The 24,301-nt window shown below is 59.7% G+C and carries 20 protein-coding genes; 14 read left to right on the forward strand and 6 right to left on the reverse strand.

All coding sequences use genetic code 11. The features are described 5' to 3' along the window. The first annotated feature begins 70 nt into the window (after positions 1-70). The 3 genes from DHV10_RS05975 (at position 71) to DHV10_RS05985 (ending at position 4,955) form a co-directional block, all read left to right on the forward strand. Positions 71-2,488: a phosphoketolase family protein gene (locus tag DHV10_RS05975; RefSeq protein WP_109485340.1), complete on the forward strand. Its 2,418-nt coding sequence runs from the start codon at positions 71-73 to the stop codon at positions 2,486-2,488. A 165-nt stretch (positions 2,489-2,653) separates the two neighbouring features. Then, entirely contained in the window at positions 2,654-3,850 is a 1,197-nt protein-coding gene (locus tag DHV10_RS05980) for an acetate/propionate family kinase (protein ID WP_109485341.1), read from the forward strand. Positions 3,851-3,962: 112 nt separating this feature from the next. Further along, positions 3,963-4,955 carry a COX15/CtaA family protein gene (locus DHV10_RS05985; protein ID WP_239461302.1) on the forward strand — a complete coding sequence of 331 codons (993 nt, stop codon included), beginning with the start codon at positions 3,963-3,965 and terminating at the stop codon, positions 4,953-4,955. Between the two features lie 58 nt (positions 4,956-5,013). Here DHV10_RS05985 and DHV10_RS05990 read toward each other — a convergent pair whose 3' ends face one another. After that, complete coding sequence (locus DHV10_RS05990) at positions 5,014-6,603, reverse strand: S10 family peptidase (protein WP_239461303.1); 1,590 nt, start codon at positions 6,601-6,603, stop codon at positions 5,014-5,016. 19 nt (positions 6,604-6,622) lie between these two features. On the opposite strand from DHV10_RS05990, the gene DHV10_RS05995 reads away from it, so the two are divergent. Together DHV10_RS05995 and DHV10_RS06000 are read left to right on the forward strand one after the other, a co-directional pair. Beyond that, the gene (locus DHV10_RS05995) at positions 6,623-7,351 is read left to right on the forward strand and encodes a peptidylprolyl isomerase (RefSeq protein WP_109485343.1); all 729 of its coding nucleotides are present in this window, start codon (positions 6,623-6,625) and stop codon (positions 7,349-7,351) included. 77 nt (positions 7,352-7,428) lie between these two features. Further along, complete coding sequence (locus tag DHV10_RS06000; protein ID WP_109485344.1) at positions 7,429-7,959, forward strand: peptidylprolyl isomerase; 531 nt, start codon at positions 7,429-7,431, stop codon at positions 7,957-7,959. A gap of 22 nt (positions 7,960-7,981) precedes the next feature. Here DHV10_RS06000 and DHV10_RS06005 read toward each other — a convergent pair whose 3' ends face one another. After that, positions 7,982-10,075 carry a RecQ family ATP-dependent DNA helicase gene (locus DHV10_RS06005; protein WP_109485345.1) on the reverse strand — a complete coding sequence of 698 codons (2,094 nt, stop codon included), beginning with the start codon at positions 10,073-10,075 and terminating at the stop codon, positions 7,982-7,984. Between the two features lie 1,084 nt (positions 10,076-11,159). On the opposite strand from DHV10_RS06005, the gene DHV10_RS06010 reads away from it, so the two are divergent. The 6 genes from DHV10_RS06010 to DHV10_RS06035 all read left to right on the forward strand — a co-directional run bounded on the left by DHV10_RS06010 (position 11,160) and on the right by DHV10_RS06035 (position 16,392). Continuing rightward, positions 11,160-11,534: a hypothetical protein gene (locus DHV10_RS06010; protein ID WP_162601236.1), complete on the forward strand. Its 375-nt coding sequence runs from the start codon at positions 11,160-11,162 to the stop codon at positions 11,532-11,534. Between the two features lie 253 nt (positions 11,535-11,787). After that, complete coding sequence (locus DHV10_RS06015; protein ID WP_162601237.1) at positions 11,788-12,267, forward strand: hypothetical protein; 480 nt, start codon at positions 11,788-11,790, stop codon at positions 12,265-12,267. A gap of 697 nt (positions 12,268-12,964) precedes the next feature. After that, a complete protein-coding gene (locus tag DHV10_RS06020) occupies positions 12,965-14,065 on the forward strand; it encodes a vWA domain-containing protein (protein WP_109485348.1) in 1,101 nt (366 codons plus the stop codon). 128 nt (positions 14,066-14,193) lie between these two features. After that, a complete protein-coding gene (locus DHV10_RS06025) occupies positions 14,194-15,138 on the forward strand; it encodes a mechanosensitive ion channel family protein (RefSeq protein WP_204101335.1) in 945 nt (314 codons plus the stop codon). A gap of 97 nt (positions 15,139-15,235) precedes the next feature. After that, positions 15,236-15,622: a DUF302 domain-containing protein gene (locus tag DHV10_RS06030; protein ID WP_109485350.1), complete on the forward strand. Its 387-nt coding sequence runs from the start codon at positions 15,236-15,238 to the stop codon at positions 15,620-15,622. 59 nt (positions 15,623-15,681) lie between these two features. Next, complete coding sequence (locus DHV10_RS06035) at positions 15,682-16,392, forward strand: carbohydrate-binding protein (RefSeq protein WP_239461304.1); 711 nt, start codon at positions 15,682-15,684, stop codon at positions 16,390-16,392. A gap of 17 nt (positions 16,393-16,409) precedes the next feature. Here DHV10_RS06035 and DHV10_RS06040 read toward each other — a convergent pair whose 3' ends face one another. Together DHV10_RS06040 and DHV10_RS06045 are read right to left on the reverse strand one after the other, a co-directional pair. Next, positions 16,410-18,647, reverse strand: a complete 2,238-nt coding sequence (locus DHV10_RS06040) for a xanthine dehydrogenase family protein molybdopterin-binding subunit (protein ID WP_204101336.1) — start codon at positions 18,645-18,647, stop codon at positions 16,410-16,412. A gap of 13 nt (positions 18,648-18,660) precedes the next feature. Beyond that, positions 18,661-19,176, reverse strand: a complete 516-nt coding sequence (locus DHV10_RS06045; RefSeq protein WP_239461305.1) for a (2Fe-2S)-binding protein — start codon at positions 19,174-19,176, stop codon at positions 18,661-18,663. Between the two features lie 237 nt (positions 19,177-19,413). Here DHV10_RS06045 and DHV10_RS26915 point away from each other — a divergent pair, with 237 nt between their 5' ends. Together DHV10_RS26915 and DHV10_RS06050 are read left to right on the forward strand one after the other, a co-directional pair. Next, a complete protein-coding gene (locus tag DHV10_RS26915; RefSeq protein ID WP_162601238.1) occupies positions 19,414-19,572 on the forward strand; it encodes a hypothetical protein in 159 nt (52 codons plus the stop codon). A 24-nt stretch (positions 19,573-19,596) separates the two neighbouring features. Then, on the forward strand, positions 19,597-19,917 hold the full coding sequence (locus DHV10_RS06050) for a hypothetical protein (protein ID WP_109485351.1): 321 nt from the start codon (positions 19,597-19,599) through the stop codon (positions 19,915-19,917). Here DHV10_RS06050 and DHV10_RS06055 read toward each other — a convergent pair. Together DHV10_RS06055 and katG are read right to left on the reverse strand one after the other, a co-directional pair. Further along, positions 19,914-20,327 carry a YidB family protein gene (locus tag DHV10_RS06055; protein ID WP_109485352.1) on the reverse strand — a complete coding sequence of 138 codons (414 nt, stop codon included), beginning with the start codon at positions 20,325-20,327 and terminating at the stop codon, positions 19,914-19,916. The genes DHV10_RS06050 and DHV10_RS06055 overlap by 4 nt on opposite strands. 333 nt (positions 20,328-20,660) lie before the next feature. Next, positions 20,661-22,925: a catalase/peroxidase HPI gene (gene katG / locus DHV10_RS06060; RefSeq protein WP_109485353.1), complete on the reverse strand. Its 2,265-nt coding sequence runs from the start codon at positions 22,923-22,925 to the stop codon at positions 20,661-20,663. Between the two features lie 259 nt (positions 22,926-23,184). Between katG and DHV10_RS06065 the strand changes: the two genes are divergently transcribed. After that, complete coding sequence (locus DHV10_RS06065; protein ID WP_109485354.1) at positions 23,185-24,084, forward strand: LysR substrate-binding domain-containing protein; 900 nt, start codon at positions 23,185-23,187, stop codon at positions 24,082-24,084. Positions 24,085-24,301: the final 217 nt, after the last annotated feature.

Here is a 24,301-nt window from a genome sequence, read left to right on the forward strand (position 1 = left end):
AGTCACCCCGCCTTTAACATTCCGCTGCTAGCCTGAACCTGTCAGAACACTTCCCTACGAGGTACCCCCAATGACCGCGAACCCAGCGTCTACCGCACCCCCCGAAACCACCCACACCAATCAGGGCCCCCTATCCCCCGATCAGCTTCAGAAAATTGACGCCTACTTCCGCGCCGCAAACTACCTCTCCGTCGGCCAGATCTACCTCAAAGACAATCCCCTGCTCGAACGTCCACTCACCCTCGACGACGTCAAACCGCGCCTCCTCGGACACTGGGGCACAACCCCCGGCCTCAACTTTCTCTACGTCCACTGGAACCGCCTCATCAAAGAACGCCACCTCGACATGATCTACATCATCGGCCCGGGACACGGTGGTCCCGGCCTAGTGGCCAACACCTACCTCGAAGGCTCCTACTCCGAGATCTCCCCCCACATCGAGCAAAACCGCGACGGCATCAAGCGCCTCTTCCGCCAGTTCTCCTGGCCCTACGGAATCCCCAGCCACGTCGCCCCGGAAACCCCCGGCTCCATCCACGAAGGCGGCGAGCTCGGCTACTCCCTCGTCCACGCCTACGGCGCCGCATTCGACAATCCGAACCTCATCGTCGCCTGCGTTGTCGGCGACGGCGAAGCTGAAACCGGCCCCCTCGCCACCAGCTGGCACTCCAACAAATTTCTCAATCCCGCCACCGACGGCGCCGTCCTTCCCATCCTCCACCTCAACGGCTACAAGATTGCCAATCCAACTGTTCTGGCCCGCATACCTCACGCAGAACTTGAAGACCTGATGCGGGGCTACGGATACGAGCCCTACACCCTCGAAGGCGACGATCCGCTCGTCATGCACCAGAAAGCCGCCGCGATCTTCGATCGCATCTTCGACCGCATCGCCGAAATCCAAAAAGCCGGCCGCGAAGGAAAAACAACCGAGCGCCCCGCCTGGCCCATGCTCATCATGCGCACCCCAAAGGGCTGGACCGGCCCCAAGGTCGTCGACGGCAAGCCCGTCGAAAACACCTGGCGCGCACATCAGGTTCCCTTCAGCGAAATGCGCGAGAAGCCTGACCACCTCCGCCTCCTCGAAGACTGGATGCGCAGCTACAAGCCAGAAGAGCTCTTCGACGAAGAAGGCGCATTCCGTTCCGAACTCGCCGACATCGCTCCCAAGGGCCGCCTCCGCATGGGCATGAACGCCCACGCCAATGGCGGACTTCTCTGGCAGCCGCTTCGCATTCCCAGCTTCCGCGACTTCGCCGTCAAGGTGGATAAACCCGGCGCCACCATCGCCGAATCGACTCGCATCCTCGGCAAGCTTCTCCAAGCCGTCATGCAGGCCAATCAGGACTCGAAAAACTTCCGGGTCTTCGGCCCCGACGAAACCGCCAGCAACCGCATCGGCGACGCCATCACCGGCACCGGAAAAACGTGGATGGCTGAGACCCTGCCCGTCGACGTAGACCTCAGCCCAACTGGCCGCGTGATGGAGATCCTCAGCGAGCACATGTGCCAGGGTTGGCTCGAGGGCTACCTCCTCACTGGCCGCCACGGCTTCTTCAGCTGCTACGAGGCCTTCATCCACATCGTCGACTCCATGGTCAACCAGCACGCCAAGTGGCTCAAAGTCACGCGCAGCATTCCGTGGCGCAAACCCATCGCCTCACTCAACTACCTCCTCAGCTCCCTCGTCTGGCGGCAGGACCACAACGGCTTCTCGCATCAGGACCCAGGCTTCATCGATCACCTCGTCAACAAGAAAGCCGACGTCGTCCGCATTTACCTCCCGCCCGACGCAAACACGCTGCTCTCCGTCGCCGACCACTGCCTGCGCAGCCGCCACTACATTAACCTCATCGTCGCCGGCAAACAGCCCGCACCACAGTGGCTCACTATGGACGAAGCAGTCGCCCACTGCACCACTGGACTCGGAATTTGGAAATGGGCCTCCAACGACGATGGAGATCCCGAAGTCGTCATCGCCTGCTGCGGTGACGTCCCCACGATGGAAGCCCTCGCTTCCGTCACGCTCCTGCGCGAGCAGGCACCGGACCTCCGCGTCCGCGTCGTCAACATCGTCGACCTCATGACCCTCCAGCCGCAGTCCGAACATCCACACGGACTCAGCGACGACGAGTACGACGCCATCTTCCCGCCCAAGGTCCCAACCATCTTCGCCTTCCACGGATACCCGTGGGGCATCCATCGCCTCACCTATCGCCGCCACAATCACGACAATCTGCATGTCCGCGGCTACAAGGAAGAAGGCACCACAACAACCCCGTTCGACATGTGCGTGCTTAACAACATCGACCGCTTCCAGCTCACCCTGGACGCCATCACCCGCGTCAAGCGCCTCGCTCCCAAGCTTGACGAAGCACGCCAGTGGTACTCAGAACAAATCCAGCGCCATCGCCTCTACGTCTCGGAACACGGCGAAGACCTCCCCGAGATCCAGAAGTGGCAATGGCAACCCGACAAAACGAAGTGAACTATGCGCCAATAACAAATCGCGGGTGCCCCATCCAAGCTCTGCTTGGGTGGGAAACAAGGAAGCAAGACTCGTATCAGGGCACGACTGAAGTCGTGCCCTAGCCGAACAACAAAACAGACGGGGCTTCAGCCCCCGCACAACCAGCACGAGGTACGTTCTCAAATGTCGTCTTTGCCGATTTTGGTTCTAAACAGTGGTTCCTCCTCCATCAAGTTCGCCGTGTACGAGGCCTACGACGGCCAGCGCAGCAAAATCTGCGAAGGCGCCGTCGACGGCATCGCTACCGACAACGGCAAGTTCTGGATCAAGGACGCCGCAGGCAACAAGCTCACGGACGAAACCCCCGACCTCCCCAACCGGTCAGTTGCCTTTCAACTTGTCGCCCACTCAGTCCTCTCCGGAAAGTTTCCGAAGCCCAAAGCCATCGGCCATCGCACCGTCTCCGGCAGCCCCACCGTCCTCGAAAACCAGCTCATCACTCCCGAACTCATCGACAACCTCGACAAGTACGCCGACCTCGCCCCGCTCCACACGCCCATCGCCGTCTACATCATGCGCGAGGCGCTCAAGCTCTTCCCCGGCATCCCCAACTTCGCGGTGCTCGACACCTACTTTCACCGCACCATCTCCGAAGGCGCCCGGCGCATGCCCATCCCCGACGAGTACGTCGACATGGGTGTCCGCCGCTACGGCTACCACGGCATCTCCTACGAGTCGATCATCCACCAGCTTCAGCCCAACATCCCTCAGAAGCTCATCGTCGCCCATCTCGGCAACGGCGCATCCATCTCCGCGATCCGCAACGGCCAGTGCCTCGACACCTCCATGGGTCTCACTCCCAGCGGCGGCATCATCTCTGCCTCGCGCACCGGCGACATCGATCCCGGCGTCGTCATCTTCATCCTCAAGCAGATCGCCAAATCCGAGCCCGACACCCGCAAGGCCGCCGACAAACTCGAGACCGTCGTCAGCAAGAATTCCGGCCTCGTCGGCATGAGCGGCGTCTCAAACGACATGCGCGATCTCCGCGAAGCCATTAAGCAGGGCAACGAACACGCCCGCCTCGCCGTGGATAAATTCACTTCAACAATCGCCAGATGGGTCGGCAGCTTCTACGCCGAGCTCAACGGCCTCGACATGCTCGTCTTCACCGGCGGCATCGGCGAAAACGACATCGCCTCCCGCACCGAAATCTGCGCCAACCTCGAAGCCCTCGGCATCGTCATCGATCCCACCCGCAACAACGTCCGCGGCCAGGCCACCATTTCCGCCGACGACTCACGAGTCACCGTCTGCGTAATTCCTCCCGCCGAAGACCTCATCATCGTCAACCACGTCATTCGCCTCTTGGGCGATTGACCTCAGACTCACGGCGTTCCGGGTGCCCCATCCTAAATCATCCGTCAGGACGATTTAGGATGGGATCCACGACCGCTGATGTTCGACCGCCCTCTGTTCTAAACTTACTTATGTGAACGCGCAATCCATCCCCGCGCATCGAATCGCACCAGCCACCCTCAAACCGCTTCCCTCGCCCGCTCTTCGCAACTTCGCCTGGGCCGTACTCGCCTACTTCATCGCCGTCATCCTCTGGGGAGCAGTCGTCCGCGCCACCGTCGCCGGGGCAGGCTGCGGCAACCACTGGCCTCTCTGCAACGGCACGGTGCTCCAGCACTCCGCACCCGCAAACACGCTGATCGAATTCACCCACCGCATCACGAGCGGCATCTCCTTCTTCTCCGCCGTCGGCCTTCTCATCTGGACCTTCGCCGCCACCACGCGCGGCCACCTTGCCCGAGCAGCCTCCATCGCCGTCGTCGCATTCACTTTGATTGAAGCCATCCTCGGAGCTCTCCTCGTCAAGCTCGGCCTCACTGCGCAGAGCCAGTCTCCCCTGCGTCCCTGGTACCTCGCTCTTCATCTCACCAACACCCTGCTGCTTCTTGCCGCCCTCACGCTCACCGCGCACATGCTCAGCCGCAAGCAAGGCTACCTGCGCCACTCAATTCGTCTCGTCGCTCCCGCCGGCGCCATCGCAGGAATCATTCTCGTCCTTATTGTCGGCGTCACCGGCTCTCTCGCTGCGCTGGGCGACACGCTCTTTCCGGCCACCTCGCTCGGTTCAGCCCTGGCTCAGGATTTTTCATCTACTAGCGGCTGGCTTGTGCGCTGGCGCTGGACTCATCCAACCATTGCCTTCCTCGCCAGCGTGTTTCTTATCTGGATCCTCGTCCGCGCCGCGCGTCGCTCTACACCCTGGGACAATCGCTCGCTCTCAGCCGCGGTCCTGATCCTTCTCGCTCTTCAGTACGTCCTTGGCGTTCTCGATGTCGTCCTTCTGGCTCCCGTCTGGCTTCAGACGGTCCATCTCCTCGGCGCCGACATCCTCTGGTCCACACTCGTCGTTTTGACAGCACGGCTCACCCTGCAGCCACTGGAGCCGGCAAAAACGCAACGAGAGTAAAAAGCCCCCGAACGCAATTTCGCTGCTGTTACTCGACGCGGAGCTGCACATTCTGTCCTTAGTGCCTGGCGTACATATCCATCACGTCCTTGCGCAGAGCCATGCGGCTATCGGTGCGGGTGTAGAACATGTGACCACCCGGGAACTCGTGCACCGATACGCGCGCCGCGTCTCCCATTACCGGCATCTGGTCCACCGTGAGTACCGACCCCATGAACGGGCATGAGAGATCGTTCCAGCCGTGCACGATCATGACTCTCAGCTTCGGATCTGCTGCCACGGCCTCGCGCAAATCAGGAACCGATCCCTTGCGTAGTTCGGCGTCGCGATCCCATTGTCGGTTCACGTCATATGACAGCGCGTTGTAGCGCGCATCCACCTTCCAGCCCACTGTACGTGTAACGAAGTCCACCATCGCGGTCGTGAGCGGCGCGACAATGCTAGCCAATATCGGGTCCTGCGCCCTCTGTTCCGGCGCAAACGGGAACGGATCAAACGACGTCACGTTCGAGTCGTAAACGGAACCCAGTTTGCCCTCCTCGCGATGAACCTCGCGCAGGTACGAGCCCGTTTCGATACGGCCGCCTGAAAACTTCACAAAAGCCGGATCGAGACCCGTCATCTCCGTCACCTTTGCGATCATCTTCTGGGTGGCAGCCTCGTCCGATCGCCCTTTGAGCAGGGTGGTCGCGTACTCTCCTCGCGTGTAGGCGATCACTTCGCTCATTGCTTGGGGAGTGAGCTTCTTCTCGCGCTCCAGATGGGCTGCGGTAATTGAAGGAAGAGTCATCATCCAAGGCAGGGGCGACAAATCACCGTTATTTTCAATCGTCGGATTGAGATACGGAGAAACAAGCACCACTCCGTTCATTGCGACGCCTAGCTGCGACTGCAGGTAATGAGTGATACGCGGTCCGCGGAAACCGCCATAGCTTTCGCCGACAAGGTACTTCCGCGAACTCAGGCGATCGTTCTTTACGAGCCAGTCGTAGACGATACGTGAGAGATACTCGATATCCGACTCGGTGCTGTAAAACAGCTTCTTCGCTTCTGGCTCAGGCACGAGCGATCTGCTGAAGCCGGTGCCAACCGGATCGATAAAGACAATATCTGTAAAGTCGAGCCACGTTCCTGGATTGTCCACCAGATTGGTCGGATCTGAGGGACTGTCACCTTCGTTGCCGGCGTCGAGGTGCTTCGGCCCAATTGCGCCAAAATTGAGATACACCGACGACGCGCCGGGACCGCCGTTGAAGGCGAAAGTGACCGGACGGTTCTGCCCCTCGACGGTGTAGGAAGTCAGTACCACCTCACCCGCGACCTTTCCCTCGCCGTCACGCACCGGCAACGCACCGACCGTCACTGTGTACTTCAGCGGCTTGCCATCGAGTTGGATCGATTGCTGCACATGAGACTCAGTCGGGAGCGGAGGCAGTGCGGATTTGTCGGCTGCACCCTTGTCTGCAGGCTTGTTCTTGTCCCCAGCAGGGGCAGGTGTCTTGTCATTCTGCGCAAATGTGTTTAGCGGAGCGAAGGCGAGGCAACCGAACAGACAGGCCAATCCGGCCGGTCGTAAAAGAAAGCGCGAAGAAGTCATGCGATTAACATACATGCTCAACGAGAGCCACTGGCAAGGGGCACGCAGCATGGTTTAACCTCAGATCGGTATGAGAATCAAGGCCTTATTCTTCACTCCTGTCGCAGTCACCGCGTTTGCAGCGGCCGCCTTCGCGCAGGAGAGCACGAAACCCGCGGAGGCGCCGCTTCCGGACGCGCCTCAGGCAACCGCCGCCGCGCAGATCCAGCCCACCGGGCCGGCCGTCGTCATGGATACGTCCATGGGGCGCATTACATGCAAGTTCTTTGAGAAGGAGGCGCCGAAGACCGTCGCCAACTTCATCGCGCTCACCGAGGGCAAGAAGGATTGGATCGATCCAAAGACGCAGCAGAAGATGCACGACAAGCCGCTCTACGATGGCACCGTTTTCCATCGCGTCATCCCGGAGTTCATGATTCAGGGCGGCGATCCCACCGGGACAGGCATGGGCGACCCGGGCTACAGCTTTGGAGACGAATTCAACCCAGATCTGAAGTTCGATGTTGCGGGGCGCCTCGCCATGGCGAATTCAGGGCCGAATACCAACGGAAGCCAATTCTTCATCACTGAGGTTCCCACCGAATTTCTGAATGGGAAGCACACCATCTTCGGCCAGTGCGACGAGCCGAGCGTTAATGTAGTGAAGACAATTGCCCGCGTTGAGCGTGATCCCAACGACAAACCTGTCACTCCAGTCGTGCTGCAGAAGGTGACGATTGTTCCGGAGGGGCAGGCTCTGCCGCCTGCTCCGGCGACTCCAGCCACTTCATCGCAGCCATCTTCCGCGCCGCAGCAGTAATCCAAAACTTTGCCTCGGGTCGATCACCGACTCGAACTTTTACGCTTCAAGGACATTATCCTCAGACAGGAGTATCTATGGCACTCGCACCTGGCACGTACGCGACCTTCAACACGAGCGAAGGCAAGATAGTCACGCGGCTCTTCGAAGCCGACGCGCCCATCACGACGAAGAACTTCATCGAACTGGCCGAAGGCAAGAAGGAGTGGACGCACCCGGGGACGCGCGAGAAGTCGTCGAACAAGCTTTTCGACGGAACGATTTTCCATCGCGTGATTCCTGACTTCATGATTCAGGGCGGCGATCCGACTGGGACCGGAATGGGCGGTCCGGGCTATCGCTTCCAGGACGAGACGAAGGGCTCACCGCATCGCTTCGACAAACCGGGCAAGCTGGCCATGGCCAATTCGGGGCCGAATACCAACGGGTGCCAGTTCTTCATCACAGTTGCACCCACACCGTGGCTTACCGGCAATCACACCATCTTCGGCGAAGTGGTTGAAGGGCAGGATGTGGCAAACAAAATCTCCAAGGTGGCACGCGGCGCTCAGGACAAGCCGAGCAAGCCCGTCGTTCTTGAGTCTGTCACCATAGAGCGCGTTGCCTGATTCGCATCGCAGCTTTCAGAGGCTATTTGGCTCCGCAGATCTTCAGGATCGCGGGGCCAAATTTTTCCACCTTGCCTGGACCGATGCCGTCGACCTCAAGAAGTTGGCTGAGGTTCGCGGGACGGGCATGCGCGACGGCCGCGAGCGTGCGATCGAGGAGCACAAAGTAGGGCGGCAGGCGGAGCTTCTTCGCCTCATCGTTGCGCCACTGCTTCAGTCGTACAGCGAGCGCTTCTGCTTCAGGGGAGAGAGGTGGAACTGATACGACTCTCGTAGGAGGCTGCGATGATTCGCGTGTTCGCGGCGCCGGCGCTTTCGGTACCTTCGCGGCTCTTCGGGAGCCCTTGATAGCAGTGAGCGTCGTAAACTCCTCGGCGATTCCGTCACTTATGAGAAGATCAACCTGTGATGCTGAGTTCATTCTTCGACCCATTTCGCTGAGGCTCACCTTGCGATAGTGCTTCACTTCGCCATCTTTCTCGTACTGTGCATCTTCGATGGCAATGACGCGAGCGCGAGCCAGGGCGTCGAGCACTCCTTCGAATTTGTCGCGGCTGATCCGGCCTGACGGATCGATGGCCCTCTGCAAACTTCCTGCGCCTTTGTGATCCACCGGCCTAAGATCATCCAGAATCAGCTCCGCAACAGAGCGCTCTCCGTTGCTGGCGCGGCGGAACATGCGAAGCACAGAGCCGGCGGGGTCGCAGCCGTCGCACCGGCCACACGGTTCTTTCGCATCATCCTCGTCGCCGAAGTGGCGCACCAGCGCACACATCCTGCAGTCGCTCGATTCCGTAAATCGCAGCACTTTACCGAACTGCTCGGCGCGATGCTGCGCCTGAATTGAGTAGGTCCGGGTCCACACGGGCGTGCCGATCGTGACATTTCCCGCGTAGTCGACTCGTGCGCCGCCATGAATCTCCAGCTTCTCGAGCGCCTTATCGAACTCCTCTTCGGCGAGCTTCGACGCAGCGCGCAGATCGTCAATGGTCCGGGGCGATTCACTCAGCATCCGGAAAACCTGGTGCAGATTCTCGACGGGCGGGTAGTCACGATTCAAAAAGAAGTCATGCGTGCGCTGATCGGCATAGGAGTGCATGAGAAACGTGCGGCTCGGCGCTCCGTCGCGCCCGGCGCGGCCGATCTCCTGGTAATAACCCTCGAGCGTGCCGGGCAATCCAGCGTGAATAATGGTGCGGATGTCCGGCTTGTCGATGCCCATACCGAATGCGATGGTCGCAACGACCACTTCCAGCCGGCCGGAGAGAAACGCGCGCTGCACACGCTCGCGTGTTTCCGAGTCGAGACCGGCATGGTACGCGGCTGTCGGCATTAATTGGGAAAGCTGCTCGGCCAGCGCTTCAGACTGTTTGCGCGAAGTGGCATACACAATTGCGGGACGGTGCACACGCTTGGCCAGCAACTTCGATATCGCGAAAGGCCTCTCAGGAATTGGCAGTTCCACAACTTCGATGGCGAGGTTATCGCGGCGAAATCCGTGAATGAAGCGCTCCGGATTTGTCATCGCGAGCTGCGCCACGATGTCCTTCTGCACTGCGGGCGTGGCCGTTGCCGTCAACGCGAGCACGGGCACGGTCGCTCCATTGCGCAGATTGGGTAGATACTGTCCGATCATGCGGTAATCTGGCCGGAAATCGTGTCCCCATTGCGAGATGCAGTGAGCTTCGTCGATGGCGATCAGAGCGGGTGGACGCTTGGCGAGCATCTCCGGAAAGCCGGGCACGCGCAGCCGCTCCGGTGCGATGAAGAGAAAATCGAGATCGCCGCGCAGATATTCCACGCAGGCCTGGCGCGAAACGGAGCGATCGAGGCCCGAATGAATCCGCGCCACGCGAAGATTCAAGGCCGCGAGCTTCGCATACTGATCTTCCATGAGCGCGATCAGCGGCGAAATCACCAGAGCCGTTCCACCCAGCGCGAGGGCGGGCAATTGGTAGCAGAGCGACTTACCCGCTCCCGTGGGCATTACGAGCAGCAGGTCGCGACCAGCGACGGCGGCGCGGCAAACAGCTTCCTGGTTGGCGCGGAACTGCGCGAATCCGAAAACAGAGTGAAGCAGGTGGGCGAGGTTGTCCGAATTGGATTGCGCAGCCAAGGAGAGCGGACCTGAAGGGAGTTCCCTCTCAACTGTACAGCGACGGGTGAATGAAGTGTCTCAAGCGAGCTCGACGGGATGTGACACGCCTGGTTCCGAGACGGATGTGGCGCTGACCTGTCGTGCTGTGCACGTTCCGTCGAATTTGTCGGGGCAGAGAGGGCTGAGCTGCAACACATCACCTACCCTCCTCCCCTCCCCCCAACCTTGTGCACAACTGTCCTGTTTTGTGTGGGTTCCGAGGGCGCTGGCGCCCTAAGTGTGTCACCGGGTTGGACTTACCCACAAGCTATGTCATAACAAAGGACTTAGAAGCAGGGACAGAGGGCCAAAGCACTGAGGGACAAGGGGACAAAGGGAACCAGCGGACAAGCAACGAGGAACCGGGAGATAAGGTGAGACCCTGGCACACCTTGGCAACTCGGTCCATGACATTATCTTTCTCCCATGGCTGCTCCGGCTATACCTTGCACCCCCCACCCCGGGGGGCTAGTGTTTTCAACGATTTACCGGCGGAAATGGCCATAAATGATTGAAAATGCAGTATTTAAAAGCTAAAATAGGGCAGATCAATGACTTACATGCAAGTCATGCCCAATTCCTTCTCGATACGGGCAAATACGTTTTTTGATGTTTTTGGAATGGAGTGACCCGGCGGCTTGACGCTGCTTCAATCCTTTGCAGGGCATTCGGCTGTCTCAGTCCCCAAGTGACAGGAGGCCCCCGGCGATCTGTCCTGGCCGGCGCTGGTGAGATTTTGATCCATACGATTCAAGTATGACGAAATCGGCGAATTGGACTGCAAAACGGGCAGAGGATTTGTCTGTTTGCAATCAGGAGCTTAAGGGGGTTCACGTTTGGTGGCTCTTGACCTCTGGCGGAGAGGTTTGCGGGAGTTGTTTGGCACGCTCACGCGATTCTCAGGAGAGCGGTGAAGTGTCCTTCAGCACCGTCTACATTTTCGGTGTCGATCAAAAAAATCGACTAGAAATTGGCCTCAGTGTCTCAGTCGCCGACAACCCTACCGCTTAGCTGGAAAACCTGTTCTCATTTGGATCGAAGGCAGATAATTGATCAGCCGCTTATGCACAACGATATGACCCCTGAGGGATGGAAACTCGTCTCAGCAGAAGGGCGCAACGCAGAATATCCGAGCACCTTCCTGATCCCGTCAAGAGATGAGCGAGAAGCGCTGGTGCCAGGCGACGGCGCTAAGCTGTTGTTCGACATCCAGACCAGCGAGAACGGAATAGTCATGGAGAGGATGTGGGTGATTGTTAAGTCTCGTACAGAAGAAGACTATATTGGCGTATTGGACAGCGATCCCGTTTCGATACGGGAGTTCGGTCCGCACACGGGCGAAAGCATTACATTTCGGCCGGAGCATATCGCGTCCATCTCTTCTCCGCCTCGCGAGTACGTCATAGATAAGTACGGCGTATCCTTTTTTGGCGAGTGACCGGCTATGGAGAAGCTGAGAGCAAAAGATTGCCAGGTTACCAATCGCCGATAAACCCGACCAGAACGTCTCCGATGCGAGCGTAGAATCGTCCTCATCCGTCGAATAGATGCAGTTGGAGAGACCCGCATACATGAGCGGCTCAGTTCTATCGGACCCAGTTTCAAAGAGTGTTCGGCATCTCGTCTTTTTGGCCGCCCTCGCGGTCTTCATGTTTTTGTGCATGCGCACATTTCGATTCACGCACGAGGGAATGAACATCGCCTCCCGCTGTCTTTTTCTTTTGCTCCCTTTTATCGCTATCAAGCCTGCTCTGCGCCTGCCGCGCTGGGGCAAGATAACGACTCTTGCTTTGCTTATGCCCATTTTGTCGTTTTCAGTGGTGGGCCTGTCGGCGATGGTGGCGTGCGACATTCCAGACGCAGTGAAGCACGTCCAACTCAGCCGGGAGCTATGTACGCTACAACACGGAGGGTATTCGGTTCACCTCACGTGGGATGGGACCGCGGGAGGAGCGGTGGGCCCGCACGGGGTGAGCCTACAGCAGCGAAGAAACATTCTTCCCGGCATTTATCTTGTGAAGTCCTTGGATTATTTTGAGGGTGCCAATGAGGGGACGCTTTCATGGGAAGGTGCAGACAGAGTTTCGTTGTACATTCCTGTCGCTGGCTACTATCAGAATCAAAAAGACGTTCGGCGCGAGTACTCGCTAAAGCCCTGGCTCTATTTCTGAGCGACAGCGCGCCGTTTCGGCTGTTCCGGGAGTGTCACCGGCGATGCGGAAGTTGAGAGCAAGAACTTGCGCATTCCACACGTGGACAGCGAGAAAGACAAACGCAGATTCTTCGCTTACCACCCCCACGCTGAAGAAAGCACGTGGGGCCCCGTGCGCTCAGAATGACAGCCTGAATTGAAGAAGTGTGTTCCAGCGCGGTCGACCTAAGAACAGTCAGTTAGCGACCAACCGGCCAACCTGAACTTGAGGACAATCTCTTGCAGATTGCATCAGGTGCTAAAGCCCCGCACTCACTTTCGCTGCGGCTCGGCACGACTGAGCGGCTTGCTGAAAAAACCAATCGTCAGCGAAACTCTTCCCTCAGCGGCTGAAGCCGCCCCACTTGTTGCGGCACTTAGCGGCACGGAAAATGCGTGCCCATTCAAGACCATACTGAACAGGGCTTTTCAGCAAGCTGCTCAGTCGTGCCCTTTCACGGCATGTTCGACGCAGCGGGGCTTGCTTTAGAACCTCGCTGGGATGCGGTGTAGACTCCCATTCTGTAAAGGGGTGCAGCCCAGATCCCATGTCTCCAACGTCGGGAGACATGGGGCACCCGAGCATCGGAGTAGAACCCGGTTGCGTGACTGAATCGCAAGAACCGAGTCAAACTCAGCAAAGCTGTATGCACTCAAGGGAGCAATGGAGGGTGCTTTTGCGGATCCATGATGCCTTGACGTTTGTTGTTTGCCTTGCTTCGTTGAGCTCGCTGAATGCTCGCGCTCAATCCGACACCGTGACTGTAAATACGGACCTGGTGCAGGTTTCGGCTCTGGTGAAGTCTCATAAAGGGGAACGCGTATACCTGCTCAAGGCTCAGGATTTCGCCGTTCTCGATAACGGCATCGCGCAGACGATCCATGTTGAAGAAGAGACCGGACGCGAGCCGATCGCGCTGGCTATCGTCGTGCAAGATGGCGGACGAGCTGCCTCGCGTCTGAAGGACTATCAGCATATCGAGACGCTGCTCGAAGACATGATCGGAGACGTTCCCCACACGGTGGCAGTCATTCACTTTGACAGCACTCCGAGCCTGGCGCGGGGATTTGGCGAGAGCATTCCTGAGGCAGCGAGAACGATTGCGGAGCTCGAACCCGGCGACGACGGCGCAGCGATTCTCGATGCGGTCGCTTTCGGCATTCAACAACTGAAGGATGTACCGCCGCGCTACCGGCGCGCTCTTCTGCTGATGAGCGAGACTTTTGACAAGGGAAGCCAGATCTCGCTCGGCGAGGCTGTGCGTGCGGTCAGCGATACGAACACGACGATCTATAGTCTTGCTTTCTCAAGCACGAAGGCCGATGCCGGCCATCGTGCGGAAAAGATTCCGCGACTCGGCGGTACGCCTTACTCGCGAACTCCTTACGCGCCCGGCGGGTGCATGAGCCGCGAGCCCGGGGCGGATCCGGATGCTCATGGGAGTCGCGCGATTCAAGCCTGGGACTGCGCCGGCGATCTCCTTCCTCCTCTACGCATCGCGGAGCTCGCGTTCATGTCCGCAAAGAATGGATTGCGAGAGAATGTTCCCCGGACGCTGACTCGCCTGACTGGTGGCGACTACCTGAGCTTCAGCGATGAGAAGTCGCTTGCCGCCGGCATGATGACGATCATGAACAACCTGCCGAATCGGTATGTTCTGACCTTTCGTCCCACCCCGCTTGTGCCCGGTCCTCATGCGCTGCAGGTGAAGGTGGTGGGACAGCAGAAGCTCATGGTTGAGGCGCGCACGACTTACTGGGTGGATGAGAGGAAATGAGCGAAGCAGTACCGGCTGAGATCGCACCTTCCTGAGGCCGTTCGCATCCAACGGCGCGTGGCTGCTCCTTTGTTTCAGCTTGTCGGCAATCAACACACCGTTGAGATTGCCGGGTACGGCTGCTCGGCGTGAACGCCGAGAATGGCCGCAAGCTCCTCTTTACTCTGATCTTTCTCGCAGTGCTCTACCTGATCAACAAGGTGCTCCGCGGGATCGCCGGCAAACTGGGCGGCGATCGCCAGCGGGTCGCGTTCTGGACGCGCCAGGGAATCAGCATCCTGCTGTTTTTGTGCGGCGTTGTGGGGCTGGTGTCGATCTGGTTCGATAACCCGACGAGGCTGGCAACAGGAGTTGGGCTGGTGGGCGCGGGACTTGCCTTTGCCATGCAGAAGGTGGTGACGAGCTTCGCCGGCTATTTCGTTATTTTGCGCGGGAAGACCTTCAACGTGGGCGATCGCATCAAGATGGGTGGGGTGCGCGGCGATGTGATCGCGCTGAACTTTATTCAGACAGTGATCATGGAGATGGGCGAGCCGCCTGCGGTGCAGGAAGAAGATCCGGGAATGTGGGTCCACAGCCGGCAATACTCGGGCCGCATCGTGACCATTTCGAATTCGGAGATATTCGAGCAACCGGTTTTCAACTACTCGCGCGACTTTCCGTATATCTGGGAGGAGATGCATTTCCCCATCTCGTTCAAAGATGACCGCAGGCGCGCGGAAGAGATCATTCTGAAGGCGGTGCGCGATCATACGCAGGAGATCGCCAATTTGGCTCAGCCCGAACTGGATCGACTGAAGGAGCGGTTTTTCGTCGAACAGGCAGATATCGAGCCGAAGGTATATTTGCGCATCACCGACAACTGGATTGAGCTTGCCGTGCGCTTCCTCTGCGGCACACACCATGTGCGCGGCCTGAAGGACAAGATCAGCCGGCAGATCATGGACGATCTGGATGCGGCGAAGATCGGAATCGCGTCGGGAACCTATGAGATCGTGGGATTCCCGCCGGTTCGGGTGGAGGGGCCGGTGCGGATCGAGGGCGGCGGAGTGCGCAACGAGCCGCAACGGTGATGCCTGCTCAATGTGGGTTTGTGCGATGAAATGCCGCACGCTTTAGAATCGAAGCGAAGCGAACCCTGCGCCTGGTTCCGAGAAAGTAGCGTGCCCGATGAGCGACAGCGGCATCATTCAGATACCCAGCGAGCATCCCGTGGACGACGTGGTTGAGAAGCTCAAGGCCCTACTTCATGCGAAAGCGGTGACGCTGTTCGCGGTCATCGATCACAGCGGCGAGGCAGCCAAAGCGGGAATGACGATGCCGAATACCAAGCTGCTGATCTTCGGCAACCCGAAAGCGGGGACGCCGGTGATGCTGGCTGCGCCGAGCATCGCGATCGACCTGCCGCTGAAGATTCTTGTGGCCGAAGACGGTGCGGGCCATACGTCGATCTCGTACAACAGCGTTCCGTTTCTGGCAGAGCGGCACGGGGTCTCGCCGGATGTGCTGCAGAGCCTGTCTGTGGTGGAGGCGCTGGCCGAAGCGGCGGCGAAGTAGCGTCTCCCTTGCGGTAGTATTCGGGTGTTCAGCAAAAGCGAAAAACGAGGGAAGCCCGTATGCTCAGAGTCAACGCGCGTGTTGTGCTTGCGTCCGCGATCCTGCTGACCGGAGCGATGCATGGTCAAAACGATGCAGCATTTCTGGCGCAGTACAAGGGGACACCCTTTCACGACAGCAAGTACAAGGGAGGTCCGCAGAAGATTCCCGGAACGGTGATGTGCGCCTACTACGACCTGGGCGGCGAAGGCGTCGCTTATCACGATGCAGACGCGAAGAACAACGGCAGCGGAGCGCTGAATCCGGCGAACGGAACCTATCTGAATGAATTTCGCATGGGCGAGGGCGTGGACACTTCGTATACGAAGTTTGATCTCGACCCGAAGATTGACGACAATCCGTACAACAGAGTCGTGCCGCCAGCGGGGATGCTCTACGTGGGATGGACCGAGCCAGGCGAGTGGTTCAACCTAACCGTGGACGTAGAGGAGACGGCGGACTATGCGGTCGATCTGCTGTATACATCGAATCGCGGAGGAACCATCGAGCTCGACGTCAATGGGAAGCCGGCGAGTGGACCGCTGAAGATTGCGTCGACATTTGACGCGGCCGAACCCATCGCGTGGCGCCAATGGCATCACTGGAACGTCGCGCGCGATCTGGCGCGGGTTCACCTGAAGAAGGGCCGAAACGTTATCACGGTGCGCACGCTCACCGAAGGGCAGATGAACTACGCAACGTTGCGCTTCAGCGTTGGTTCACGACCGTAACGAACAGCGGGCTTACGTCAGGCGAAGCTGAAGCCGCTGCGCTTGAGCGGGAGAGTGCGCACGCGCTTGCCGGTGGCGGCGAAGATGGCGTTGGTGACGGCGGGCAGGATGGGCGGAAGCGATGGCTCTCCAAGGCCGGTGGGCGAGTAGTTGGTTTTGTTCCAGTAGACTTCGATTTTCGGAACCTGGCGCATACGCATGAGCGGATGGTTGTTGAAGTTCGACTGCTCGATCTGACCTTTGGCGAGAGTGATTTCCTGGGTCATGTGGCTCATGCCTTCCATGATGCCGCCGTGAACCATGCTCTCGGCTGCGCGTGGATTGATGATGTGGCTGCCGATGTCGCCGGCGGCCCAGACGCGCTCGACTTTGACGCGGTTGGATTTGTCGACGCTGACTTCGGCGACTTCGGCGAAGTAGCCCAGGTGGCAGAACCATGCGGCGATGCCCATGCCGCGGCCGGGCTCTTTGCTGCGCTTCGCCCAGCCTGATTTGTCAGCGACGAGTTGAAGCACGCCCTTGAAGCGTTCAGGGATCAGGACTGACTGGCCGGTGGGTTCGTGATCGCCGACAGCATCGCCTTCGCCGGACTTCCACTGAGCTTTTGTGTTGCTGAGCAGGTCGAGTTGGAACTCGAGCGGATCGCGGCCGGCCTCGTGCGCAAGCTCGTCGAGGAAAGACTGCGAGACCCAGCAGTAGGCGTTGTCGCCGGGGGCGCGGAGAGCTCCGGTACGCAGCATGAGAGGCTGCGTCGAGGTGTAGAGCGCGTAAGCAGGCGGGAAGCTGGCAGGGTAGGTGTCGCCGCCGATGCCGCCGCCGGAAGCGATGTTCTTGTTGTCGCCGAACGTGATGAGGTGATGGCGCCACGCGGTGAGCTTGCCGTTTGCGTCGAGGCCGGCCTTCAGTCCTACGGTGCCGCCGGGACGCAAGCCGTCATGGGCGATGTCGTCTTCGCGCGACCAGATGAGTTTGACGGGTCCATTGATCTGCTTTGAAATCCACGCGGCTTCAACGAGGTAGTCGTTCTGCAGCCTGCGGCCGAAGCTGCCTCCGGATCGCACCATGTGGGTGGTGATGTCGTCGGGCTTGATGCCCAGGGTGTGCGCGACGGCCTGCACGCCGTTACCGGGAAGGGTGCTGGTGGACCACATCTCGAGCTTGCCGTCTTTCCAGTGCGCCGTTGCACCCTGGGGCTCAAGCGTGACGTGAGCGAGGAAGGGATACTCGTAGGTTGCTTCGACGACTTTCGCCGATGACTTGAGTGCCGCGTCTACATCGCCGTATTTGCGGACGGTGCGCTCCGGAGCAGTTGCGAGCAGTTCCTTTGCGCGGGCGCGGAAGCCGTCGGAGCTTTGCGAGGCTGCGGGGCCGAGGTCCCATTCGACTTTCAGCTCGTCGCGGGCCTGCTGCGCGTGCCACCAGGTTTCGGCGACGATGGCGACGCCGGGCTCCATACCGGGCTCCCAGGATGTGTAAGCGCTGGGCTTGATGCCGCCTTCGATGACGAAGACGTGACGCACTCTGGGCAGGGTCTTGATGTGATCGATGTTCGCGGTTTTCACCTTACCGGCGAACACCGGAGCCTTCTCGATGGCGGCGTAGAGCATGCCGGGGATTTTGACATCGATGCCGAAGATCGGCTTGCCCGTGGTGATTCCATCGGTGTCCACGCCTTTGCGCGAGGTGCCGACGATGCGGTAGTCCTTCGGATCCTTCAGCTTTACGGAGTCGAGCGGAGGCGGCGGGAGCGCGGCGGCTTTGGCGGCGAGATCGCCGTAGGTAGCGGAACGGCCGGATGCGGAGTGGAGGACCTTGCCGGAACCTGTGGTGCATTCGGCAGGAGCGACTCCCCAGTCCTGCGCGGCGGCTGTGATCAGGAGCTGGCGACCGGCGGCGCCGACGCGGCGCATGGGCTCCCACCCTTCTGGCGTGTTCATCGAGCCGCCAGAGAATTGATGGCCGTAAACTTTCTCGTTCAGATCGGCCTGCTGCACGCGGACGTTGTTCCAGTCGATGTCGAGCTCTTCAGCGATGAGCATGGGAAGCATGTTGCGCATTCCCTGCCCCGACTCAGAGGCGCGCGCCATGATGGTGGCTGTGCCGTCAGGAGCGATGTGGATGAAGGCCTGCGGCGTCATGCCGGAAGGTGTGCCTGACTCTTGCGCCTTTGCCGCAGGAAGCCGGTAGAGATTCAGCGCCATGCCGCCGCCGGCGAGCGCCGTCAATTGCAGAAACGATCTCCGATCCATGCGCATCTCGGTCCCTCCTCTACTTGCTGGTGGAGGCCGCGCCGGCCGCCTGGTGGATGGCTTCGCGAATTCGCGTGTAAGTGCCGCAGCGGCAGAGATTGCCGCTCATGGCCGTATCGATCTGCGCATCTGTGGGATTGGGTGTGTGCTCAAGTAGCGCCGCGGCAGCGAGGATCTGTCCCGCCTGACAGTAGCCGCACTGCGGGACGTCGATAGCGGCCCAGGCCTGCTGCACGATGTGGGTACCGTTGGCAGATAGGCCTTCGATGGTCGTCACTTTGCGGTTGCCGACGGAGCCCACAGTGGTGGTGCAGGAACGCACTGGCTTCCCGTCGAGCAGAACGGTGCAGGCGCCGCACATGCCGATACCACAGCCGTATTTCGCGCCTTGCAGGTCGAGCAGGTCGCGCAGCACCCAGAGCAGAGGCATCTCTGCGGGAGCCTCCACGGTCGTGGTCGAGTTATTCACGTTGAGCTTGATGGACATCGTCACTCCCGGAATGAGCGCGGGCAAACGCCAGCGCTGGGTAGACACCTGATGGAAGACGCTCACCGACTGCGAGCGGAAACCTCGAGCGGATTGCCTGGTGCTGAAATGTTGATCTGCCGGACATTCTAGAGGATCGGCGAGAGAACCCTCAAGCACAAGGAGCGGGTGCTCGTGTCGCTCCGGGAAAATCTGAAGACCCAATCGATCCTGCAGCGCTGAAGGTGCCCCCGAATGTGATCGCGATCACAGATTGACCGTTTTAGAACTCGCCAGCATAGTCCAATGGACCACTACAAAACCGTGGTGATGGACTACCTGCAATCGGACAGAGCGGTGTTCGTGAACGCGGACTGCCGATTCGAGCACGCTGTGACGGCTGAGAAGGAGGCTGATTCGGAACGTTGCCATTGCGACGCGGTTGCCATCGATCTGCGCCACTGAGCGGTCTACCTTTGCGAGACCGCCATGGAGGATGAGCTGCCGGCACTGCTCAAGAAGCTGACCGGCTGGACCCAGCACTGGGATTCCATCAAGGAAACCTTGCAGCGCGAATGCAAGGTTCCGGCAGACTGGCGGGTCCACGTCTGGCTCTTCGTTCCGAAGAGCCGCAACGGAGATGCTCGAGGGCGAACTGGAGCAGCTTCGTCACCAGACGGGAGCGCGCTTCAAGGTGAAGCTTACGGTGCTGGAGGAAATACAGCCTTGGAACACCTCGAGCTGGCGCAGAAAAGAAGAGGGCTGGGAGATCATCCGGCGCCGGTCGCTGACCTGAGGCCGAGTGTTTAGATGATGCGCTGCAGTACTGACTGCAGTACGCTCGTGGGCTCAGGCTGATCGCCGGTGGGAACGCCATTCGGCGTCACATGGTTGTTCGAAACCATATGGTGCACTATGAGCGGGAGCGCGATGGCAAGACCGCCGCGCACAACACCCGGCGCGAGCCCGGTGCGCTGCGCGATGCTGTCGATAAGGCCGGTGCCCTCCGTGCCGTTTTCGATGGCGGTTGGGTTCGGTTGCGTGTTTCCCTGCGACCACTGCTCGATGACGCTTCCCATTCCGTTGCGCTGGAAATTCTGAATGAGCGAGCCTACGCCGCCTCGTTGCTGCAGTTCGTCCATAAGCCCGCCCGCCACTTGCGCGTGCTCAGATGCTGCCGTTCCCTTCGCCATCGATGCAACGGTATTGAGAATGCCCATGACTCACCTCTCGTGGTGCCCTGAGGTGGGATGCGGAGGAGATGCGGAGGGGTGGTCCGGGGGCAGCGGAGTTCAGCGGAGCTAGCAGCGCTGCTCGCTAATTAGCGGAGTTAGCAGCGCTGCGCGCTTGTTAGCGGAGTTAGCACGGCTTGTTCCCACCCATCGCACAATAAGACCGTGCGATGGATGGGTCACCGGGCTTTTACTAAAGTATTGAAACCTCCCCGGTCCCCAAGTGCGAGGGACCGGGGGCACCCGGCTTTCTTGTTCCCACCCCAACACCCTTGTCACGATGAAGCCGTGACAAGAATGGGACACCCGGTTGTTGTTGGGTTATGCCTTTGCGCCGACGATGGGCGCTGCGGCGGTTTCGACGTTCTTATCGATCGCTTCGACCTTTCCTTTTTGCAGCAGGTCGTAGCGGTCGAGGCTCATCACCTTGTTCCAGACATTCACGAAGTCGTTCACAAAGTCTTGCTTCCCGTCGCTGCTGGCATAGACCTCAGAGATGGCACGAAGCTGCGAGTTTGAACCGAAGATCAGATCGACGACGGTCGCCGTCCACTTGACCTTGCCGGTTTTGCGGTCGCGGCCTTCGAGGACGTTCTGATCCTTCTCCGAACGGTCCCACTTCGTGTCCATGTCGAGCAGGTTAACGAAGAAGTCGTTGGTGAGGGCTTCGGGCTTGTCTGTGAAGACGCCGTTCTTCGATCCACCGTAGTTGGCGCCCAGCACGCGGAGGCCGCCGAGCAGGACTGCCATCTGCGGGCCAGTGAGACTGAGCAGCTGCGCGCGGTCGATGAACATCTCGGCCGCGTGGGCTTCGAGTCCCTTCTTCACGAAGTTGCGGAATCCGTCGGCAGCCGGTTCAAGCACTGCGAAGGAGGCGGCATCGGTCTGCTCTTGCGTCGCGTCGGTCCGGCCCGGAGCGAAGGGCACCTTCACGTCGTGGCCGGCCTTCTTCGCAGCAGCTTCCACTGCAGCGCAGCCGCCGAGCACGATCAGGTCGGCAAGGGATACTTTCTTACCGCCCTTCTGCGAGCCATTGAAGTCCTTCTGGATAGACTCGAGTTTCGCGAGCACCTTGGCGAGTTCCGCAGGCTGATTGACTTCCCAGTTCTTCTGCGGCTCGAGACGGATGCGCGCTCCGTTGGCGCCACCGCGCTTGTCGCTGGCGCGGAAGCTTCCGGCTGAGGCCCACGCTGTCGTGACCAGTTGTGAAATGGAAAGCCCCGAAGCGAGGAGCTTGGATTTGAGCGCCGCAATGTCCTGGTCGTTGATCAGTTCGTGATCTGCCTTCGGTACCGGGTCCTGCCAGATCAGCTGCTCCTTCGGAACCAGAGGGCCAAGATAGCGAGTGATCGGGCCCATGTCGCGATGCGTGAGCTTGAACCACGCGCGCGCAAAGGCGTCGGCGAATTCCTCGGGATGGTCGAGGAAGCGGCGGGAGATCTTTTCGTACGCCGGATCGAAGCGCAGCGACAAATCTGTGGTCAGCATCGTCGGAGTGCGCCGCTTGGACTTGTCGAATGGATCGGGGATTTCGCCTGCTCCGGCATCGCCCTTCGGCTTCCACTGGTGCGCGCCGGCAGGGCTCTTCGTCAATTCCCACTCGTACTTGAAGAGGTTTTCGAAGAAGTAATTGCTCCATTTGGTCGGAGTCTGGGTCCAGATCACTTCAAGGCCGCTGCCGATGGCGTCGCGACCGACGCCGCTCTTGAAGCTGCTCTTCCAGCCGAGGCCCATCTGCTCGATGGGAGCGGCTTCGGGCTCGGGTCCGACTTCGGTGGCGGGGCCAGCGCCGTGCGTTTTGCCGAAGGTGTGGCCACCGGCAATGAGGGCCACAGTCTCTTCATCATTCATGGCCATGCGGGCGAAGGTTTCGCGGATGTCGCGCGCGGCGGCCTTGGGGTCAGGATTTCCGTTGGGGCCTTCGGGGTTCACGTAAATGAGGCCCATCTGAACGGCTGCGAGCGGATTGGCGAGATCGCGATCTCCGCTATAGCGCTCGTCGCCGAGCCACTTCGTTTCAGGACCCCAGTCGGTGTCGACTTCCGGCTCCCAGATGTCGGCGCGTCCGCCGCCGAATCCGAAGGTCTTGAAGCCCATCGACTCGAGCGCGACGTTGCCGGCGAGGATCATCAGGTCGGCCCAGGAGATCTTGCGGCCGTACTTCTGCTTGATCGGCCAGAGCAGACGGCGCGCCTTGTCGAGGTTTACGTTGTCAGGCCAGCTGTTGAGAGGGGCAAAGCGCTGCGAGCCGCGTCCTGCGCCGCCGCGTCCATCGTGGATGCGGTAAGTACCCGCAGAGTGCCAGGCCATGCGGATGAAGAGCGGGCCGTAGTGGCCGAAGTCGGCCGGCCACCACTCCTGCGAGTCGGTCATGACGGCGTGGAGATCCTTGACGACGGCATCGAGGTCGAGGCTTTTGAACTCCTGAGCGTAGTCGAACTCGGCCTTCATGGGATTGGAGAGTGAGGAGTTCTGATGAAGGATGGCGATATTCAACTGGTCGGGCCACCAGTCGCGATTGCTGCGTGCTAGCTGCGGACGATGACCGTTGCCGTGGGCAACTGGGCATTTTTCTTCGCTGGACATGATTTCTCCTGTCGTCGTGTGCTTCTCGTGTTTGAGGAGGAGGTTTTCCGGGAGAGCCCCGGCAAAATACGTCGCGTTTGAGCCTAAGGTAGAAGCCGACACCTTGATAAGGCAAATCAATTGTTTCTACGGTGATAATTGAGATGGACTATCATGGGAACGCAGCTGGGATGGCGGAGTTAAGCTTCGTCGCCGGAGAGATTGTGAGATCCCAGGTCTCAAGATCGAGACCTGGGCACCCAGGTGCCGGGGTAAGAAAATGAATCTGCAGGAACTGCGTTATCTGGTTGCGATTGCGGAGCAGCGTCATTTTGGGCGCGCGGCCGAGGCGTGCCACGTGAGCCAGCCGACGCTGAGCAGCCAGATCAAAAAGCTCGAAGAAGAACTGGGTGTGATGCTGCTGGAGCGCACAAACAAGCGCGTCGCGCTGACACCGGCCGGAAGTCAGATTCTGCAACATGCGAGACGGGCGCTGGCCGAAGCAGCACAGATTGAAGCGGTCGCACGGGCAGCAAGGGATCCGCTGATCGGCCCCCTGAAGCTTGGGGCCATTCCTACACTCGCTCCTTATTTGTTGCCCCTGATTCTCAAGCCGCTCAAGCAGGGCTACCCCGGGATGACCATCGAATTGTGGGAAGACCAGACGCGGGTTCTGGTCGAGAATCTTCGCAATCACAAGCTGGATGCAGCGCTGCTGGCGACTGAGACTGATGCGCCGGAGATCACCGAGATTGTTCTTTTCGATGAGCCGCTTCTGGCTGCCCTGCCCCGCAATCATCGCCTGGCGGCGGCAAAGAAGGTTGACGAAGAGGCGCTGAAAGATGAGTTGCTCGTCCTCGCCGATGGGCACTGCCTGTCGAACCAGGCTCTCGCGGCATGCGGGGCGAAGCATGGGCATCCTCATGTACGGGGCGGGCTGCAGGGGTCGATGCAGGCGGCGACGCTGGAGACGCTGGTGAACCTGGTCGCTGCGGGTTACGGCTCGACTCTGATTCCGGCGCTCGCGGCCGAGTCGCTGAAGACGCGCGGCATCGTTCTGGTCCCGCTGACAGGGCGTTCTCACAGGACGATCCGGCTGGCCAGCCGACCCGGCTTCCCGAGAGCGCAGGCTCTGCGGGCGATCGAGAAGGTGATACGGAAGGCGGTGAGTTTTAATTAGCTCTCAGCTATCAGCTGTCAGCTTCAGCACTGGCTCGCCGCAGTATCTCGGGAATTTTTGCCGCAATTGGTTGCATTTGGGACTGTGGAAAAGTTGGTATAAACTCAAGAAAACTGCTGCAATTTCCGAAGAAAGCCTAAAATAAACGAAAAAGGTGGATTCGGGACCCCCTTATCCACAAAAGAACCCCTTGGTGAGATTGACCCTGTCTTTTGGG

This window comes from Occallatibacter savannae, assembly GCF_003131205.1.
GTDB classification, from domain to species: domain Bacteria; phylum Acidobacteriota; class Terriglobia; order Terriglobales; family Acidobacteriaceae; genus Telmatobacter; species Telmatobacter savannae.